This is a genomic window from Exiguobacterium sp. s6 (genome assembly GCF_018618155.1).
In the GTDB taxonomy this organism is placed as follows: Bacteria; Bacillota; Bacilli; order Exiguobacteriales; family Exiguobacteriaceae; genus Exiguobacterium; species Exiguobacterium mexicanum_A.
The window spans coordinates 501,133-517,745 of sequence record NZ_JACSLN010000001.1; the positions used below are offsets into that span (position 1 = coordinate 501,133).

General features: G+C 52.0%; 21 protein-coding genes and 1 other annotated feature. Of the genes, 13 read left to right on the plus strand and 8 right to left on the minus strand.

Annotation, left to right across the window (positions count from 1 at the left end):
• Nucleotides 1-158 precede the first annotated feature (158 nt).
• The 5 genes from KNP75_RS02650 to KNP75_RS02670 all read left to right on the plus strand — a co-directional run bounded on the left by KNP75_RS02650 (nucleotide 159) and on the right by KNP75_RS02670 (nucleotide 3,124).
• Complete coding sequence (locus tag KNP75_RS02650; RefSeq protein ID WP_214796856.1) at nucleotides 159-875, plus strand: GntR family transcriptional regulator; 717 nt, start codon at nucleotides 159-161, stop codon at nucleotides 873-875.
• Between the two features lie 133 nt (nucleotides 876-1,008).
• Nucleotides 1,009-1,227: a DUF6440 family protein gene (locus tag KNP75_RS02655; RefSeq protein WP_215189761.1), complete on the plus strand. Its 219-nt coding sequence runs from the start codon at nucleotides 1,009-1,011 to the stop codon at nucleotides 1,225-1,227.
• A 63-nt stretch (nucleotides 1,228-1,290) separates the two neighbouring features.
• Complete coding sequence (locus tag KNP75_RS02660; protein ID WP_215189762.1) at nucleotides 1,291-1,995, plus strand: ABC transporter ATP-binding protein; 705 nt, start codon at nucleotides 1,291-1,293, stop codon at nucleotides 1,993-1,995.
• Nucleotides 1,992-2,765, plus strand: coding sequence for an ABC transporter permease (locus tag KNP75_RS02665; RefSeq protein WP_214751501.1), 774 nt, complete (start codon nucleotides 1,992-1,994; stop codon nucleotides 2,763-2,765). The genes KNP75_RS02660 and KNP75_RS02665 overlap by 4 nt, the downstream gene beginning before the upstream one ends.
• Nucleotides 2,762-3,124 (plus strand): VOC family protein, encoded by a 363-nt coding sequence (locus tag KNP75_RS02670; RefSeq protein WP_214796858.1) that lies wholly within the window; start codon nucleotides 2,762-2,764, stop codon nucleotides 3,122-3,124. The genes KNP75_RS02665 and KNP75_RS02670 overlap by 4 nt, the downstream gene beginning before the upstream one ends.
• A gap of 35 nt (nucleotides 3,125-3,159) precedes the next feature.
• On the opposite strand, the gene KNP75_RS02675 is transcribed toward KNP75_RS02670, so the two are convergent.
• From KNP75_RS02675 to KNP75_RS02695, 5 genes are all read right to left on the minus strand, one after another.
• Complete coding sequence (locus tag KNP75_RS02675; RefSeq protein ID WP_215189764.1) at nucleotides 3,160-3,669, minus strand: hypothetical protein; 510 nt, start codon at nucleotides 3,667-3,669, stop codon at nucleotides 3,160-3,162.
• Nucleotides 3,670-3,799: 130 nt separating this feature from the next.
• Nucleotides 3,800-4,153: a nuclear transport factor 2 family protein gene (locus tag KNP75_RS02680; RefSeq protein WP_215189766.1), complete on the minus strand. Its 354-nt coding sequence runs from the start codon at nucleotides 4,151-4,153 to the stop codon at nucleotides 3,800-3,802.
• On the minus strand, nucleotides 4,143-4,484 hold the full coding sequence (locus KNP75_RS02685; RefSeq protein ID WP_215189768.1) for a DMT family transporter: 342 nt from the start codon (nucleotides 4,482-4,484) through the stop codon (nucleotides 4,143-4,145). The genes KNP75_RS02680 and KNP75_RS02685 overlap by 11 nt, the downstream gene beginning before the upstream one ends.
• An 11-nt stretch (nucleotides 4,485-4,495) precedes the next feature.
• Nucleotides 4,496-4,804 carry a DMT family transporter gene (locus tag KNP75_RS02690; RefSeq protein WP_034778888.1) on the minus strand — a complete coding sequence of 103 codons (309 nt, stop codon included), beginning with the start codon at nucleotides 4,802-4,804 and terminating at the stop codon, nucleotides 4,496-4,498.
• 1 nt (nucleotide 4,805) lies between these two features.
• Nucleotides 4,806-5,333, minus strand: coding sequence for a TetR/AcrR family transcriptional regulator (locus tag KNP75_RS02695; RefSeq protein ID WP_215189770.1), 528 nt, complete (start codon nucleotides 5,331-5,333; stop codon nucleotides 4,806-4,808).
• Between the two features lie 112 nt (nucleotides 5,334-5,445).
• On the opposite strand from KNP75_RS02695, the gene KNP75_RS02700 reads away from it, so the two are divergent.
• The 7 genes from KNP75_RS02700 (at nucleotide 5,446) to KNP75_RS02730 (ending at nucleotide 11,414) form a co-directional block, all read left to right on the plus strand.
• On the plus strand, nucleotides 5,446-6,018 hold the full coding sequence (locus tag KNP75_RS02700; RefSeq protein WP_215189772.1) for a zinc dependent phospholipase C family protein: 573 nt from the start codon (nucleotides 5,446-5,448) through the stop codon (nucleotides 6,016-6,018).
• Nucleotides 6,015-6,305 (plus strand): hypothetical protein, encoded by a 291-nt coding sequence (locus KNP75_RS02705; protein WP_215189775.1) that lies wholly within the window; start codon nucleotides 6,015-6,017, stop codon nucleotides 6,303-6,305. The genes KNP75_RS02700 and KNP75_RS02705 overlap by 4 nt, the downstream gene beginning before the upstream one ends.
• A 551-nt stretch (nucleotides 6,306-6,856) precedes the next feature.
• On the plus strand, nucleotides 6,857-7,858 hold the full coding sequence (locus tag KNP75_RS02710; protein WP_200881490.1) for a siderophore ABC transporter substrate-binding protein: 1,002 nt from the start codon (nucleotides 6,857-6,859) through the stop codon (nucleotides 7,856-7,858).
• 24 nt (nucleotides 7,859-7,882) lie between these two features.
• The gene (locus KNP75_RS02715; protein ID WP_251128268.1) at nucleotides 7,883-8,875 is read left to right on the plus strand and encodes an ABC transporter permease; all 993 of its coding nucleotides are present in this window, start codon (nucleotides 7,883-7,885) and stop codon (nucleotides 8,873-8,875) included.
• Nucleotides 8,872-9,948, plus strand: coding sequence for an iron chelate uptake ABC transporter family permease subunit (locus KNP75_RS02720; protein ID WP_215189777.1), 1,077 nt, complete (start codon nucleotides 8,872-8,874; stop codon nucleotides 9,946-9,948). Before KNP75_RS02715 ends, KNP75_RS02720 begins: the two co-directional genes overlap by 4 nt.
• The gene (locus tag KNP75_RS02725; RefSeq protein ID WP_058764412.1) at nucleotides 9,945-10,697 is read left to right on the plus strand and encodes an iron ABC transporter ATP-binding protein; all 753 of its coding nucleotides are present in this window, start codon (nucleotides 9,945-9,947) and stop codon (nucleotides 10,695-10,697) included. Before KNP75_RS02720 ends, KNP75_RS02725 begins: the two co-directional genes overlap by 4 nt.
• Before the next feature lie 18 nt (nucleotides 10,698-10,715).
• Complete coding sequence (locus tag KNP75_RS02730; protein ID WP_034778874.1) at nucleotides 10,716-11,414, plus strand: ferredoxin--NADP reductase; 699 nt, start codon at nucleotides 10,716-10,718, stop codon at nucleotides 11,412-11,414.
• Between the two features lie 3 nt (nucleotides 11,415-11,417).
• Here the strand turns inward: KNP75_RS02730 and KNP75_RS02735 are convergent, their stop codons facing one another.
• The gene (locus KNP75_RS02735; protein ID WP_034778872.1) at nucleotides 11,418-11,996 is read right to left on the minus strand and encodes an anthranilate synthase component II; all 579 of its coding nucleotides are present in this window, start codon (nucleotides 11,994-11,996) and stop codon (nucleotides 11,418-11,420) included.
• Nucleotides 11,993-13,324: an anthranilate synthase component I gene (gene trpE, locus KNP75_RS02740; RefSeq protein WP_215189778.1), complete on the minus strand. Its 1,332-nt coding sequence runs from the start codon at nucleotides 13,322-13,324 to the stop codon at nucleotides 11,993-11,995. The genes KNP75_RS02735 and trpE overlap by 4 nt, the downstream gene beginning before the upstream one ends.
• Before the next feature lie 43 nt (nucleotides 13,325-13,367).
• Between trpE and KNP75_RS02745 the strand changes: the two genes are divergently transcribed.
• Nucleotides 13,368-13,940, plus strand: a complete 573-nt coding sequence (locus tag KNP75_RS02745) for a DUF3885 domain-containing protein (protein WP_214754088.1) — start codon at nucleotides 13,368-13,370, stop codon at nucleotides 13,938-13,940.
• Nucleotides 13,937-14,169: a binding site (T-box leader), on the minus strand. Its footprint overlaps the gene before it by 4 nt.
• A 55-nt stretch (nucleotides 14,170-14,224) precedes the next feature.
• Here the strand turns inward: KNP75_RS02745 and KNP75_RS15800 are convergent.
• On the minus strand, nucleotides 14,225-16,456 hold the full coding sequence (locus KNP75_RS15800; protein ID WP_215189779.1) for a C40 family peptidase: 2,232 nt from the start codon (nucleotides 16,454-16,456) through the stop codon (nucleotides 14,225-14,227).
• Nucleotides 16,457-16,613: the final 157 nt, after the last annotated feature.

Consider the following 16,613-nt stretch of genomic DNA (forward strand, 5'->3'; position numbering starts at 1 on the left):
TTATGAAAGCGATTTCTTTTTGTTGTAACAAATATAACAAATGATACAATTTGTCGCAATATAAAAAGTACAAATAATACAAATTGTTTTTTGTATTTGCATTTGTATGTTTCCTGTATCAGAATAAAGGAAAGAAGGACGACAGAAGGGGTGACAGCATGTCGCAATCGACGCTTCAAACCGCAATTAAAGAAGAACTATTATCCCGCATCAAGAGCGGCCATTATACAGAAGGGGAGAAATTCCCGACCGAGTACGCCTTGTGTGAGGAGTTCGACGTCAGCCGGACGACCGTACGCGGTGCGCTCAACCAATTGACGACGGAAGGATATCTCGTTCGCCAACAAGGGCGCGGCACGTTCGTCGCCGGCAAGAAGGTACGTCAGACGTTATCGCACACGCCGAACAACTACGCGGCCCAGCTCGCCGTCCAAGGCAAGCGCGGGCAAGTTTCGCTCATCGACTTGTCCGTCGTCTCGGCGACGAAACAACTCGCAGACGTGTTCACCGTCGACGAACAGGCGCCGATTCAAAAAATTGAGCGGATCCGTCATGCCGACGGGGAGCCGACGCAATACGAGGTATCGTTCATCCCGTGGCAGATCGCACCGGGCATCACGAAAGACCAGGCCGAGCATTCGCTCTTCCAGACGTTATCGCAAGTCCATGACGTCCATGTCGCCAAAACGACGGAGTCGCTCGAAATCGCGCTAGCCGATGAGAAAGTGAGTGGGTTGCTCGACTGTCCGCTCGGCACACCGTGTTTCTATATCGAGACGGTGACCGAGGATGCCTCGGGACGCACGATTGAATATTCACGGTCCTACTTCAGAGGAGATAAGACGAGCTTCGTCATCGAGCGGAGCTATTCATGAAAAAACACGCCGAGATTGGCGTGTTTTTTTGTAGGGATTAAAGGGGGTTCACATCCGGCACTCATGGATGCGTCTCATTCATTGAAACCAAGGGATATGTTGCGTAAAGTTGAAAGTAGAAAGGCGGGATACAATGTTATTCAAAAAGAAAACAGCAGAAGAAGCGGCGGGATCGAAACGGTTTCACGTCAAGTTGACGGAACAACTGCCGGAACTCGGTCAAATCACAATCCTTGTCGACACGGCAACCGGCGTGAACTATATCCAGACGTGGGTCGGGACAGGTGGTGGCATCACCCCGCTACTCGACGCGAATGGTGATGTTGTGGTCGAGGAAGGGTATAGACTGTGAGTTCAGAAAACTTATACATGTATTTTTGAGACGGACAGCATGACATGATGGGAGGCGACGCCGATGCATATTATTGAATTCAAGAACGTGAGTCATGGAGACATTTTACATAACGTGACGGGTTATTTTCGGGAAGGACGGATCACGACGTTCGTCGGTCCGAGCGGTGCCGGTAAGACGACGTGCCTGAAGCACATCAACGGCCTGTTATCGCCGGACGCGGGCGCGATTTATTTTAAAGGGGAGAACATCGATTCGATTGACGTCATCGAGTTGCGCCAACGTGTCGGTATGGCGTTCCAAAGTGCGCCTATGATTGACGGCACGGTGTACGACAACATGAACCTGCCGAAAGCCATCTTCGGTGAGACACTTGAACGCGAGCGGGCGGCGGATTTGCTTCAGAAAGTCGACTTGAGCGGCATCTCGCTCGACCAACCGATCAAGACGTTGTCGGGCGGGGAACGCAGTCGCGTCGCCATCGCTCGGACGCTCGTCAACAAGCCGGACGTGCTGTTATTGGACGAGATCACGGCAAGCCTCGACTATCGGACCGTGAAAGAAATCGAGCGATTGATTGTCAGGCTGCAACAAGACTTCGGGGTCACCGTCATCTGGATCACGCACGACTTGGATCAGGCCCGCCGTGTCAGTGATGACATGTGGTTTTTGCGAAACGGGGAACTGATTGAGTTCGGCGATGCGACGTTCATCGACGAGTCGGACAACCCGATGATCGGTCGTTTCGTGAGGGGGGAAGAGCTATGACGTTCATCGAACTGATGACCTCGTTGATTTTCGTCGCCATCCCGCTCGGTTTGGCGCTGTTCTTAAAACTCGGACTCGAACGCGACATCTTGATTGCGACGGTGCGGTCGATTGTTCAGTTGCTCATCATCGGCTATATTTTGACGTTCGTCTTCGAGAGCGACAGCCCGGTGTTCATGTTGCTCATGATCCTGCTCATGATTGGGGCGGCGACACAGAACATCATCAAGAAAGGGGACGGCATCCCCGGCATCACATGGATGATTCTGCTCACGCTCGTCACGGTCGAGACGTTGACGATGGGCCTCATGCTCGGACTCGGCATCATCCCGTTCGAGCCGGAGAAAGTCATCCCAATCAGCGGCATGGTCATCGGAAACTGTATGGTGTTGTCGCTCCTGTTCTTGAACAAGTTCAAAGACGAGGTCGAGCGGAGCGATGAAGTGATTGAGCTCATCTTGTCGTTCGGTGGCACACCGAAGGCAGCGATCGAGCGCAGTTTGAAGAGCGCCATCCGCACGAGCATGATTCCGACCGTCGAGGCGCAAAAGACGATGGGGCTCGTCCAACTACCGGGTATGATGAGCGGACTCATCATCGGCGGGGCCGACCCGATGGAAGCAGTGTTGTATCAGTTGCTCATCTTATTCCTGATCTTGACGACCGCGTCGATCTCGGCGGTCATGGTCGGTTATCTCGCGTATCCGCGCCTGTTCAACCAAAAACTTCAGTTCGTCGGGTTGACGTATCGAAAGGGGAAAACGACATGATTCAAGGCATCCATCACGTGCAAATCACGATCCCGAAAGGGGAGGAAGCCCGTGCCCGTTCGTTTTATTGCGGCGTGCTCGGTCTTCCAGAAATCGAGAAACCGGCGTCGCTTCAAGGGCGGGGCGGCTTTTGGCTCGAGGTCGGCGACCGTAGCGTCCACGTCGGCACCGAGGACGGGTTTGACCGGCTGTCGACGAAAGGACATGTCGCCTATGCTGTGACCGATTTAGCGGAATGGGGACAGAAACTTGAGGCGGAAGGCATCGAGCGGCTCACGGGCATCCCGATTCCCGGATTCGACCGGTTCGAGTTCCGCGACCCGTTCGGCAATCGAGTCGAGATGATTCAAGCCATCTAAACGGAGAGTGCCCACAGTGGGTGCTCTTTTTTCGTTCAAGAGATGCCGAACAGTTCGATGACAGCTTTCCAATTGGAGGGATAGGCGTTGCTGCCACTATGCTGGTGCAACAGTTTGCCGTGACGGTTCACGGTGAAGTTCCACTGCGTCCCGTCCATCGTGAAGCATCCTTTCTCTTCGAACACTTCAGGCCAGCGATGGGAGACGAGCGACACGAATCGCTCATGGACGCGGAAGGCATCTGTTTCGTTGTACCAACCGGATCTGGGGATCGCCGTGCCCAAGTCGAACTCTTCACGCCAGATGATTTCCCGTTTGACCGCGCCATCTTCAAAAAACGTGAAGGTGGACTCGTTATGGACGCCGAAGCCCCCGACCGTGAACGTGACGGTGACGGTCGGTCGTTTTTTACGGATGGCATCGAGCGGGATGGTCGGCTCGAACGTCAATTTCGTTTCACGCGACGCTTTGAGGGCCAGTTGTTCTTCTACGGAACGCCTCGGACGAACGGATTGAAACCATTGCTTTTTTGTGTGTTGACTCATGTTCATCTTCCTTTCACCTCATTGGATGGCTTGATTATAAGCAAAATGAACATGATGGGTATGTACAAAAATGAATCAGGTACGACGAAAGGGAGTGTCGATTGGGACACTCCCTTTTGAGGTGACGTATTTAGTGTCGAGAAGGCGGAACGATTGTCCCTTGATGGAACCGCATCTTCCACCGGCCATCGACGTTCACCCAAATCGAACTGCGCAAGGCGATGCGTCCAGTGGAGTGGTCTTCGGTCCGATACGTGGCCAGGACGACGTCGTCTTGAACGGTATCCAGTGAGAAGTCGGATAAGGTGATGTGAATCTCGCCGAGGTCCATCGTGGCGGCAGATGCCGTCCGATATAACATGCGCCCCGAACTGCCGATTTCAAAAAAATCATCCGTGAGTAGACGGTGCAAGTGCTCAGGCGATGTGCGTACTTCGGTCGTCAGCAATGCCCGTTCCTGTCGTTCGATCAAGTCAGCCAGCATGTGGTTGCTCCTCCCGTTTTCCAAGATTCATGACGATGACGCCGAGCACGATGACGATCAGGCCGATGCTGTTCAACGTCGACAGCACTTCACCGTACACGAACACCCCGATCAGCCCGGTCGCGACCGTGCCGAGTCCGGCCCAGACGCTATAGGCAATGCTGAGTGGGATGCTCTTCAAGACGATGCCCATCAACGTGAACGAGATGGCGAAGCTGAGTAAGAGAACGAGACTCGGGAACAGATTGGTGAATCCGTCCGACAGCTTCAACATCGACGTCCCGAGCACTTCGAACGCAATCGATAACAGTAAGATTCCATAGGATTTCATGATTTCCCTCCTCATAGTTTCATCAAGACGAGCCCGACGATGACAAGCCCGATGCCGACAACGGTCTGAACCCGGACTTGTTCCTTGAAGACAAGAAAGCCGATCAGCGCCGTCGCGGCCGTGCCGACCCCGCTCCAAAACGCATAGGCGAAACTGAGCGGGATGGAAAGAAGGGCGAGCGACAATAAGTAAAATGCCGTCACGTAACCGAAGGCGACACCAAGGACGGGCAGGCGGCTCGTTGTCGTCGCGTTCAGCTTCAACATGCTCGAACCGAACAGTTCAGAGACGATGGCACCGACGAGATAGACGAAGCCCATGTTACGATTCTCCTTTTGACAGTGCGTCGCACTTTTGTCGGATGATGCGGGTGGCACGATCTTTGAACGCAGCACTATAGCCGTATGTCAATGCGAACCAAAACCCGTCACAGAGCAGTCGAAGTTCGAGCACGCAATCAGCGTCAGGACCATCCGCGGCGAACTGTTTATCCCATCGTTTGGCGGCGTCATTCCAAAGCTTGTCGCTCGCGTCTTCTTGCGATGAGATGAAGACGGCAATCAAGTCGGCATCACCATCGCTATAATCGAGCGTCGCGAGGGCGTAGGCGCGTGTGAACGGATAAGGACCATCCAACCTGGTTTGATGATGGACGATCCGATTTTCAAATTCATCGAGCGCCATTCTATTCATCTGCTGCAATAGGTTGGCCTTGCTTTCAAAGTGGTATAAGACGCCGCCTTTCGTGATGCCGGCGCGTTTGGCTAAGTGGTCCATCGACAGTTGTTGAATGCCTTCGGTTTGAATGATTTGTGCGGCGGTCCGCAATAACAATTGTTTTTTACTCAATGTGTTTCCCCCTAACTATACTGAACGGTAAGTATAGTTAGCGTATCAGACTAGAGTCGGGTTGTCGAGATGAATACTTGAATGGGATAATTAGGAAAAGGGGGGAGAGATGATGGGTTCTCATCTGATGCATCTCGTCATTGCGAATGAGGTGTGGGCGTATTTGACAGATGTCGATCGCACGGCTTTTTTGTTCGGGAATCTTGCGCCCGATGCGACGATTTCTAAACAAAACACCCACTATTACGCGGGGCGGCATGAGGATATGACAAGACGGCTCGATCTTGATCAATATTGGATGGACAGTGTGGACGAGAATCAATCGTTCCGCCTCGGCTATTATTGCCATCTCGTCGCGGACGAGATTTGGCTACAAGGTTTCTACAAGGGATGGCTCAAGCAAGTCATCACGAATGACCCGGAAAAGCAGGTGATGTATTATGCCGATTTTGATGCGTATAATGCACGCCTAGCTCAACGACTAGGTGTCTTCGATTTCACTTTGTTGAAAAACCATGCGACGAATGAACTACGTGAACTCGTCGTGAAAGTCGAGCGGGATGCGAAGGCAACAGAGGAAGGGACGTATACGATGTTTTTGCCACACCAGCTCGATGGTTACGTCGAGACGTGCATCCTTCGTTGCCGACAGATGGTTCAACAGAAAAGTGAGGTGACCACATGACACAACGCCGCTATGCGCCGCTCTACGTAACGTTTGGACTTTCGATCCTGACAATCGTGGCGCTGTTCACTGTGAACGCTCGTTTTTTTCCGAATTTGGACTTGATGACGGCCATCTGGGTGTATATCGCTTTAGATATCGCCTTGATCGCCACATTGATTTGGGGCCTATTCTCGAAAGAGAAGATGGTACGCGTGTTCAGCCTCGTTGGGAATCTTGGGTTGATCGTGCCGCTATCGATTTGGATTTTTCTGTTGTTGCTTGCTAATGGGATTTCGGAAGCATGAGGGGTGATAAATCAAACGTGCCATTTTTGATGCGTCCTGTTCCGTTTTTCATCTTGCTCGCATTGTACGGACCGCTCGCATTAGCGCTTGTCTTGATTTATTGGCGCGATTTGTCGGACGAAATCCGCGGTCCCTACATGATTTTTGCCATCATCTTCTCGCTATTTTTTATCGTGGATACTCTTCCAGACGGTCTTCTACAGATTGTTCTCTTCTCGTTGACATACACGTTCGTGCTGTTTCTCACTTACAGTATTCACAGGAGAAAACGAGACAGGGGATAAGAAACTTCAGTTCTAGAAAGTGGATCAGCATCCGCTTTCTTTTTTTGTTTGCATTAGATAGAAAGAATAATATTTCCATTTCCAATTTGAAAATTTGGCATTGCACAACCTATTTTTGTTTGTTATGCTTCTCAATAAAAACGACAATGATAATCATTATCAGTGAGAAGGCGTCAGTATTCCTTACATAGAGCAGAAACGTGGACTAGTCGCGGACTCACTGAGGAGGTCGTCATTCAAAAACAGATACATAGGGAGATGGAAAGAATGGGGAAATGGAAAGCAGCAGTCATGCTCACATCACTCGTCTTCACGCTAGCCGCATGCGGTAGCACGGACGAGACGAAAGACGCAGGAAGCGCGGAAGCGGAGACAGCACCGAAAACAGTTGAAATCACGGACGCACATGGAACGATCGATGTGCCTGTCAACCCGGAGAAGGTCGTCGCGCTCGACAACCGAACGTTCGAGACGCTCTCAGATTGGGAAATCGACTTGGTCGCCGCCCCGATCGGATTGATTCCAGCGGACTTGCCTTATAAAAATGATAAAGACATCGTGGACGTCGGAATGCACAATGAACCGAACTTAGAAGCGATCGCCGGTGTGGATCCGGATGTCGTCATCGTCGGTCAACGATTCGCCGACTACTACGACGACATTAAAAAATTGGTTCCGGAAGCAGCCGTCATCGATTTGAACATCGAGCTCCCGGAAGATGCGGGCACGCCAGGTGAAATCTTGGTCGAAGGCTTTGAGACGACGACGCGCTCACTCGGACAAATCTTTGAAAAAGAAACGGAAGCAGATGAGCTCATCGCGAGCTTCGAAGCATCGATTGACAGTGTGAAAGAGGCATACGACAGTGAAGACACGGTGATGTCAGTCATCGTCTCAGGCGGAAATATCGGCTTCTCGGCACCGAACACAGGACGTGTCTTCGGACCGATGTATGACATCTTTGACTGGACACCAGCCCTCGAAGTAGCGAAAACGACAGGGGACCATCAAGGGGATGAGGTCTCGGTCGAAGCGATTGCCGAGAGTGACCCGGACTGGTTGTTCGTCCTCGACCGTGATGCGGCCATTTCAAGCATGGAAGACGCAGTGCCTGCAGCGGACGTGATCGATAACGCACCGGCGCTCCAAAAAACGAAAGCCGTGACAGACGAAAAAATCGTGTATGCGCCGAACGATACGTACATCAACGAGTCGATTCAAACTTATTCTGAACTATTCAACGATATCGCAGCCGCGCTTTCGAAATAAGGGAGTCACGTTGTGCAAAAACCAATGACAGCAAGGGTTGAGACATTGTCTCAGCCCTCCTTTTCTAACATATGGACGAAGTCCTTTATCGTAGCAATGCTCGTGGTGTTCATATTGGCGGGCCTTTCGCTCGTGACCGGCGTCTATGACATTCGTCAAGAAGGCGGGTCGGACATGTTTTGGATCACCCGCGTTCCGCGCACGGTCGCCATCATGTTGACCGGTGCCGCCATGGCGATGTCGGGGCTCGTCATGCAACTGATCACACAGAACCGTCTCGTCGAACCGACGACGACAGGTACACTCGAATGGGCGGGGCTCGGCCTGCTCGCTGTGTATCTGCTCGTCCCGGCTCCGACGCTCATGATGCGGATGACGGGGGCAATCGTCTTTTCATTCATCGGAACGATGGTCTTCTTCTGGTTTCTGCGTTCGGTCAAACTCCGCTCGTCGTTGATTGTCCCGATTATCGGACTCATGCTCGGGGCGGTCGTCTCGGCCGTATCGACGTTTCTCGGTCTATTTTTTCAAGCCAGCCAGACGATCGAAGGTTGGTTCGTCGGGTCGTTCGCATCGGTGCAGGTCGGACGTTATGAATACTTGTGGCTCATCATCCTCGTCACATTCTTCATCTTCATCCTCGCGAACCGCTTGACGCTCGCTGGTCTCGGCGAGGACATCGCGACGAGCTTAGGCGTCAATTACAATCGTCTCATCTTGATTGCGACGGGATTGATCGCGCTCGCGGTCGGGGTCGTGGCGACGGTCATCGGTAATCTGCCGTTTCTCGGGCTGATCGTCCCGAACATCGTCTCGATGTTTCGCGGGGACGACCTCCGCAGCAACTTGCCGTGGGTATGTGTCATCGGGATGGGAACGGTCCTCGTCAGCGATTTGATTTCGCGGACGATCATCATGCCGTTCGAATTGCCGGTATCGCTCATTCTCGGTACGGTCGGGTCAATCGTATTTATCGTAATTCTCTTGAGACAACGGAAGACGGGAGGGGTACGATGAGCACACTTATTGAAAATAAGACGAAGCATCGGGAAGCATACGATGTTGATGGTCGGTCCGTGCATACAGACGATCGGTGTGCGACGGCGTTCCGTTCGAAACGAGAACAGCGCCGCTATTGGTTGTTCCTGGCCTTCTTTATCGTCGGGGGACTGCTCTGTGCGTTCGGGTTACTCGTCTTCAACAATCCGGTCCCGTTCGACTCACCGTCGTTCGTCCCGGTCGTCGAACGTCGGGTCGTCGCCGTCATCACGATGGCAATCGCCGCGCTCTGTCAAAGCTTGGCGACGGTCGCGTTTCATTCGGTGACGAACAACCGCATCATCACACCATCCTTGCTCGGGTTCGACGCGCTCTACTCAACGATTCAGACGAGTATGATCTTCTTCTTCGGGGCGGGTGCGCTAATCGGCTTTTCGGGAACCGGTGCCTTTTTGACCCAGGTTGGCCTCATGGTGCTCATGAGTCTGCTCTTGTACGGCTGGCTCTTGTCCGGGAAATACGGCAACCTGCAACTGATGCTTCTCGTCGGGATTATCATCGGGACGGGATTGAATTCGGTGTCCTCGTTCATGCGACGCATGCTCGCCCCATCCGAGTTCGACGTCCTGCAGGCCCGTCTGTTCGGTTCGGTCATGCATGCCGATGCCGCCTACTTCCCGATCGTCATTCCGATTGTGATTGTCGTCGGGACGTTGTTGTATAGTTTCTCGAATCGCTTGAACGTCGTCGCACTCGGGAAAGACGTGGCGACATCGTTCGGGGTGAACCATCGCCGGAGCGTCATCTTTACGCTCGTCTTGATCTCGCTTCTCATGTCGGTATCGACGGCGCTGATTGGACCGTTGACGTTCTTTGGATTTTTGGTGGCGACGCTCAGCTATCAAGTGGCAGCGACGTACGATCATAAATACGTGTTTCCGATGGCGTTCGCGCTTGGATTCTTCGTGTTGACGAGTGCGTATTTCTTTATGTATCACATTCTCAATACACCGAGTGTCGTGTCCGTCATCATCGAACTGTTCGGCGGCGTGATTTTCTTAGCGGTGATTTTAAGGAAGAGGTCATTATGATTCAACTTGAACAAGTACAAAAATCGTATTCGGATAATGTCCAAATCGGACCAATCAATCTCGACATCCCGAAGGCTGGGTTCACGTCGTTGATCGGACCGAACGGGGCTGGGAAATCGACGACGCTCATGATGATCGGCCGTTTGCTCGATTTAGACGCGGGTCAAATCCAAGTCGCCGGCATGGACGTGTCGAGCACGAAATCGAAAGACTTGGCGAAAATCGTCACGATTTTACGGCAAGAGAATCATTTCGTGACGCGTCTCACCGTCCGTCAGCTCGCGGGATTCGGACGTTTCCCATACTCGAAGGGGCGGTTGACGCAAGAGGACGAACGGATCATCTCGAAATATATCGACTTCCTCGATCTGACGTCGCTCGAGCATCGCTATCTCGATGAACTGTCGGGCGGGCAGCGCCAACGGGCGTACGTCGCGATGGTGCTCTGTCAGGAAACGGAATACGTGCTCCTCGACGAGCCGCTCAACAACCTCGATATCGCTCGCTCGGTCCAGATGATGGAATACTTGCGGCACGTCGCCGACGAGTTTGGACGGACGATTGTCACGGTGCTCCATGACATCAACTTCGCGGCGAAATATTCGGACCGCATCTGTGCGATGAAAGACGGGAACATCGCCGCCTTTGGTACGGTCGAAGAGATTATGGACGCCGACATCCTATCTGACATTTTTGAGACGAAACTGGAGATCATTCAAGGACCGTATGGACCAATCGCGGTCTATTAATAGAAGGAGGGGATCAGCATGCAGATTTATTGGACACCGATTCAACAAGTCGTGCAGGAAGCGCGAGATACATACACGTTCAAACTGGAACTGCCCGAGGGCTTCACGTGGGAAGAAGGGGCGCACACACACTTCGCGCTCGAGGGATTTAACAAGGAAGATCGACCGAACCGGACGTTGATTCGGCACATGTCGATCTCGACGTTGCCGCATGAAGGCGCGATCGGTATCACGACTCGGGTCAAACCGGAATGTTCGACGTTTAAATCAATCTTGCGTGACATGAACATCGGGGACAAGGTCGCCATCTTCAAGACGCATTCGAACGTGCCATTGAAGCGGGAAGGGAAGAACGTCTATCTGTTATCGTGCGGGGTCGGCATTGCGACGTTCCGCCCGCTCGTACTCGCGTATTTGGCGAACGGGGAAGGTGTGCCGCACCTCCACTCGTTGAACGTCGACTCGTCGAAAGAATATTTGTTTAACGATGTGTTCGCGTCAACGAATGGATTCACGGCCGAGTTCGTCGACAATCGTCCGGACTATTACCAGCTGGTCGAGACGCTCGCCGCAGACAAAGACGGACTGTTTTACCTTGTCGGCAGCGATGACTTCTTGCATGAGACGATTGCCAAATTGCGTCAAAATGGCGTGACGCCGGACCAAATCATGCTCGACAAACATGACTTCCAAATGGAAGATTTCTTGAAGGCCTGACGCTCAGACCGAGGACGCGTTCCTCGGTCTTTTTGCATGGCACAAGTCGACGAAGCGCTTGAACACGTCACGTCCGTTTGGCGTTCCAATCGATTCGGGATGGAACTGGACACCATATGTCGGGTGCTCGGGATGTTCGAGCGCCATGATGACCTCGTCATGCGTGCGAGCGGTCACGACGAGGTCCGTCTCCAAGACGACGAGCGAATGGTAGCGCATGACCTCACTCGGACTCCCGTCGAACAAGACGCCCGGGGTCGTCTCGATCACGGACGTCTTCCCATGCATGACCTGTTCGGCCCGACCGACCGTGCCACCGAACGCCTCGGCGATGACTTGATGTCCGAGACAGACGCCGAGGATGGGGATGGTGCCGGACAAGGTGCGGACGACATCGAGCGAGACACCGGCATCCAGCGGGCCACCTGGACCTGGGGAGATGATGATTCCAGCCGGATTGAGGTCGCGAATCGCGTCGATTGTCAGTTCGTCATTGCGGACGACCAAGACGTCGCTGAACCGGGCGACATCTTGATACACGTTATACGTGAACGAGTCGTAGTTATCGATGAGTAGAATCATGCGAACACCTCCAAGAGTGATTTGGCTTTATGCAACGTCTCTTCATATTCTGACACCGGGTCCGAGTCGTAGACGATGCCGGCACCGGCTTGGACATAGGCCGTGTCACCTTGAACGACCATCGTCCGAATGGCGAGGGCGAAATCATAGCCGCCCCGGACGTCGAGATAGCCGACGGCCCCGGCATATACTTCGCGCTTCACCGTTTCCAATTCGTCAATCAGCTGCATCGCTCGAATCTTTGGGGCGCCCGAGACGGTACCGGCCGGGAGACAGGCCCGCAGCGCGTCAATCGGATTCAAGTCGTCGCGCAGTTCACCTTCGACCTCGGAGACGAGATGCATGACGTTTTTGAAGCGCTCGACTTCCATCTGTTTCGGTATCGTGACCGAGCCGACTTTGGCGACCCGGCCGATGTCGTTGCGACCGAGGTCGAGGAGCATCCGGTGCTCGGCGAGTTCTTTCTCGTCTTGAATGAGATCAGCAGCGTGACGCACGTCTTCTTCGATTGTCTTGCCACGGGGGCGGGTGCCGGCGATCGGGTTCGTCGAGACGCGATTGCCCTCGACGCGGACGAGACTCTCCGGGGACGCCCCGAGGACGATCGCCTCGCCGAGGTCGATATAGAACAAGTACGGACTCGGGTTCTGTTTCCGGAGCGTCCGATAGAAATGGAACGGGTCGCCGGTGAACGTCGCATCGATTCGTTGGGATAAGACGAGTTGGAACACCTCTCCGGCGAGGATGGCTTCTTTCGCTTTTAGGACGCGTTCGACAAATTCATCCTTGCCAGTCAACACCCGTTCACTCGTGCGGACGACGGGGGCAAGTTCGTGTGTCTTCGCCGTCTCGAGAGCCTGTTTGACGTGGTGGAGTCGCTTCTCAGCATCATCATCCCCGGTGTCGATTACGATGACCTGCTCCTCGACATGATCATAGAGAACGACCGTCTCATATCGTTGGAACAAGGCGTCCGGCAAACCACGCGTCTCGCTCGGGGTATTCGGGATCGGTTCATAGACGCGCTGCATGTCATAGCCGATATAGCCGACGGCACCGCCGATGAACGGATAGGGGGCGTCCGGTGTGTCCCGCGCAACCAGTTCCGACAACAAGGCGAGCGGATCTTCTGTGTGCATCGTGCCGGATGCGTCGGTCACTTCGTTGCCGTCGGCGCGAATCGTCTCGACCGGGTTCGAAGCGATGATCGAGTAGCGGCCGTGCTTGCCTTCGGCGCGACTCTCGAGCAACACTTTCCGTTCTCCTTCTAATCGATGAAAGATTGCCACCGGTGTCAGTTCGTCGCCGTTGATGATGAGTTGTTTCATATCGATAACCTCCTTATAATTTGAGAGAAAAGGGGAAACTATGATGCACATCTTAAAACCGAATCAATTCTCAGGAGATGCGCTCACTGAGCACATCGAGCTAGAAGAAGAATTAAGTCCGTTTCTCGATCAATCGGATGAGTTGAATCAAGCGTATTTCGATGCCGTGATACGAAAAGCGAAGGGGTTGTTCGACACCTTGTTTCCGAACGGTGAGGGCTTCACGCTCGTGTATCATGTTTATGGTGATCACCCGGGCAACACCGGTATGTTTCGATTGATTCGCGACAAATCGCTCCGCTTTCAGACGGCGTTGATTCGTTCCGAAGAAGAGGAGGAGACGCTCTGGACGTATATCGTGCCGATTGCTGATCGAGACCAGATCCGGATGTCTCGTTTGTTGGAGGCGATTTGTCACCAAGACTTTCAACCATTGAGACCACGACTGCGTGGCTGGGCCATGTCGTATCCTGCCGTTCAGTTCATTCATCAGGAAGCAGGACATGTACTATTTGTTTATGATGACCGTGGTGCCTATATCCGCGGGACATCACCCGAACACCTCCAAGCAATCAAACAAAAAATCTCCCCGCCCCTCATGCCCGATCGGACATGAAGGACGAGGAGATTTCCCCGTGTTGCCACCTTCGTTGAGAGACTTCGCGCCTCCCCACTCATCGCGAACCATCATTCGCTGTCCTCGGTAACGGGAGGACCCGTCAGAGCCTACGTATCGGTCTGAACGCTCAAAAGCCCATTCACGTGAGACACGTCACCGGTTCGCATCGACCACCGGCTTTCTGGAGACGTATCTTCACGCTACTCTTCTTTCTCATCGCGAGTTCGTATGAATGTTATCGTTACTTTAACGGGCTGAAGCAAGAATGTCAAGATGCGAACTTAAAGTGATTTGTAGCCTAGGAAATACGGACGCCATTGCGGGTCATGGATTGAGTTGATTTGCAACGTTTCACCACCGGCGTGAATAAAGAACTCATTACTGAGCATGATTCCGATGTGTGATGGGCCGTTCCGATATGTGCCCGCGAAGAAAATTATATCGCCCCGTTTACCACTTGTGAAACTTGTTCTCCGTTGTTTGAAATGGTTCCCGTACCAGTATCCCGACACATTGGCACGACCGCCAATCTTCCCAGCCTGATTCGCAGCATAGTGTATGAGTCCTGAACAATCAAAGCCGCCGTTTCGAGGTGATTGCGAACCCCATGTGTAAGGCGTCCCTAACTGGTTGACAGCTGCTGCGATGAATCGCTCTTTTTGTGAATTGCCACGCTTAATTGTAAGAGGGTCTTGTTTGACCCGGATGGTTGTTGTTTTTACGTATACCGGACGCCAATCGTATTGAATCAAGTAAGAGTCTCCACTTTTTCCGCGAGGGTAGACCCGAATATTTGCATCGAGGTATCCGATTGGTGTTTTGTCGTTCGCATTCGCATAGAATGCGGTACGTTTAGTTGTGGCGTAATGTAACGCTGGCTTCACACGTTGCACCTTGATTGATTTTGGTTTGGTCTGAGCAATGTAAGGATTTAATACGTAGACTTTCTTTCCAGAAGGAAGCTTCGCATACCAAAAGTCGTCATCGATTGACCGGAGGCCAATTAATTTTGTCCCTCGCTTCAGCGTGCCGGCAGGTTTCGTATACGTGACATCGGTATGAAAGTACGGTGTGTCGTTCAATTGAACATAAAAGACGGTGCCTGCTTTCAGTTTGGCTGTCGGTTTGTTCAATGTTAAATAGTTCGTCGCGATGTAGCGATACGAGCCGCCTACGAGAATACGCGAATAGTACCCTGATGTCCCGAACGTCTCGACGACTTGTCCACGCTTCAAGCGCGTGACACGTGTTGACGTCGATGGCGCCGAATAGATACTTACATGATTGTAGCGGACGTATTGTTTCCCCGTCGAATCATAAAGCGGTGGTTTTTTCGTGCCGGTCATGTTTGTAGAAACGAAGTAATAGTTTCCGTTTACGAGAACACGTGTGAATGCACCAGATGTCCCGTAGAGGTGTACATATTGGCCGCGCTTAAATGACAATGTCGTTTTCGATTGAGTTGTAGCCTTTGAATAAAGAGGCGTATTCTTTAACATGTACCGCTTTCCGGTTGATAAATAGGGCGGAAGTTTTGATCCGAGCAATTTTGTCTCGACAAAGAAAAACTGCTTATTTACGTAAACACGGGTAAAGTGGCCTTGCGTCCCGTAGACGTTGATTTGTTGTGATCGTTTCAGTGAGCCAACGATTTCTTTTTTATCGACATCCCGGTAAATTGGAGCGTTTTGTTGGGCAAAGCGAGAGCCGGATTTGCCATATGAAGGCATTTGATTCGCAAGTGAAGTACTATTGACAAAAACAAAACGTCTATTTACAAGAACTCGAGTATATTTCCCTTCGATCCCATAGACGTGAAGCAGTTGTCCCCTTGGAAGTGTTCCTAACTTTGTTATGCCTAAATCTTGATAGTAGACTGAAGTCGTCAGCGCGTAGACTTGCCCGGTTTTAACAGGCTGTTCACTGACATCGCTGATTCGGATGAAGCCGTATCGATCGCCTTGCTGGACTCTTAAAAATCCATCCATGATGCCATACCCGATTAGTGATTGACCCATCGTCGTTTTGCCCGATACTTCTCCATTTGGTGATGCGTAAACGATTATCTTTCCTTTGGTATAATAGGGTTTAGGTTGAATCGGAGTGGTGGATACAGCCGAACGCTCGATCCATGTACCTTCCGTTGTGAGAAGAAGCGGCTGGGCGTCTATATCGAACCCGTGAACGACGGCTCCAAACGCTAACGAGGTGACGCTCTCACCCTTGTCGTTTTTGGTAGTTGTCTCATTAGTCACATACATGGCGGAAGCATGACGAATGTCACTGTTCCGAACGTAGCCTTCGATGTCGTCTGTCTTGATTTTTGAGTGGGTATCAGTCGACGTCTCGAGCAAGACAATCTGATGGCGCTCTGTTAGTTGTAGTTCAGATGTTTCTTGTTGGTCGGTAAAAATCGTCGTTCCAGCCACTAGAAGAACTTTCGTTTGTTCTGCATGCGCAGGGGAAATAGTAATTAATAAAACCATGAATAATAAACTAATGACTCGTTTCACTGTGTACACCTCTGTTATGGAATAAGATTTGGAAATTCATTCTTTATTAGTATAGCTAGTCGAAGCAATTAATTGATTTGATTTTTAATGAGGAGGCAAATTGATTTTTAAATCATTTCAGATGTGTATTATGTCGGACGTTTGAGGTGTATGGTAT

Coding starts and splice junctions, on each gene's coding strand:
- KNP75_RS02650 (WP_214796856.1), top strand. CDS start 159: ATGTCGCAATCGACGCTTCAAACCGCAATTAAAGAAGAACTATTATCC.
- KNP75_RS02655 (WP_215189761.1), top strand. CDS start 1,009: ATGTTATTCAAAAAGAAAACAGCAGAAGAAGCGGCGGGATCGAAACGG.
- KNP75_RS02660 (WP_215189762.1), top strand. CDS start 1,291: ATGCATATTATTGAATTCAAGAACGTGAGTCATGGAGACATTTTACAT.
- KNP75_RS02665 (WP_214751501.1), top strand. CDS start 1,992: ATGACGTTCATCGAACTGATGACCTCGTTGATTTTCGTCGCCATCCCG.
- KNP75_RS02670 (WP_214796858.1), top strand. CDS start 2,762: ATGATTCAAGGCATCCATCACGTGCAAATCACGATCCCGAAAGGGGAG.
- KNP75_RS02675 (WP_215189764.1), bottom strand. CDS start 3,669: ATGAGTCAACACACAAAAAAGCAATGGTTTCAATCCGTTCGTCCGAGG.
- KNP75_RS02680 (WP_215189766.1), bottom strand. CDS start 4,153: ATGCTGGCTGACTTGATCGAACGACAGGAACGGGCATTGCTGACGACC.
- KNP75_RS02685 (WP_215189768.1), bottom strand. CDS start 4,484: ATGAAATCCTATGGAATCTTACTGTTATCGATTGCGTTCGAAGTGCTC.
- KNP75_RS02690 (WP_034778888.1), bottom strand. CDS start 4,804: ATGGGCTTCGTCTATCTCGTCGGTGCCATCGTCTCTGAACTGTTCGGT.
- KNP75_RS02700 (WP_215189772.1), top strand. CDS start 5,446: ATGGGTTCTCATCTGATGCATCTCGTCATTGCGAATGAGGTGTGGGCG.
- KNP75_RS02705 (WP_215189775.1), top strand. CDS start 6,015: ATGACACAACGCCGCTATGCGCCGCTCTACGTAACGTTTGGACTTTCG.
- KNP75_RS02710 (WP_200881490.1), top strand. CDS start 6,857: ATGGGGAAATGGAAAGCAGCAGTCATGCTCACATCACTCGTCTTCACG.
- KNP75_RS02715 (WP_251128268.1), top strand. CDS start 7,883: ATGACAGCAAGGGTTGAGACATTGTCTCAGCCCTCCTTTTCTAACATA.
- KNP75_RS02720 (WP_215189777.1), top strand. CDS start 8,872: ATGAGCACACTTATTGAAAATAAGACGAAGCATCGGGAAGCATACGAT.
- KNP75_RS02725 (WP_058764412.1), top strand. CDS start 9,945: ATGATTCAACTTGAACAAGTACAAAAATCGTATTCGGATAATGTCCAA.
- KNP75_RS02730 (WP_034778874.1), top strand. CDS start 10,716: ATGCAGATTTATTGGACACCGATTCAACAAGTCGTGCAGGAAGCGCGA.
- KNP75_RS02735 (WP_034778872.1), bottom strand. CDS start 11,996: ATGATTCTACTCATCGATAACTACGACTCGTTCACGTATAACGTGTAT.
- trpE (WP_215189778.1), bottom strand. CDS start 13,324: ATGAAACAACTCATCATCAACGGCGACGAACTGACACCGGTGGCAATC.
- KNP75_RS02745 (WP_214754088.1), top strand. CDS start 13,368: ATGCACATCTTAAAACCGAATCAATTCTCAGGAGATGCGCTCACTGAG.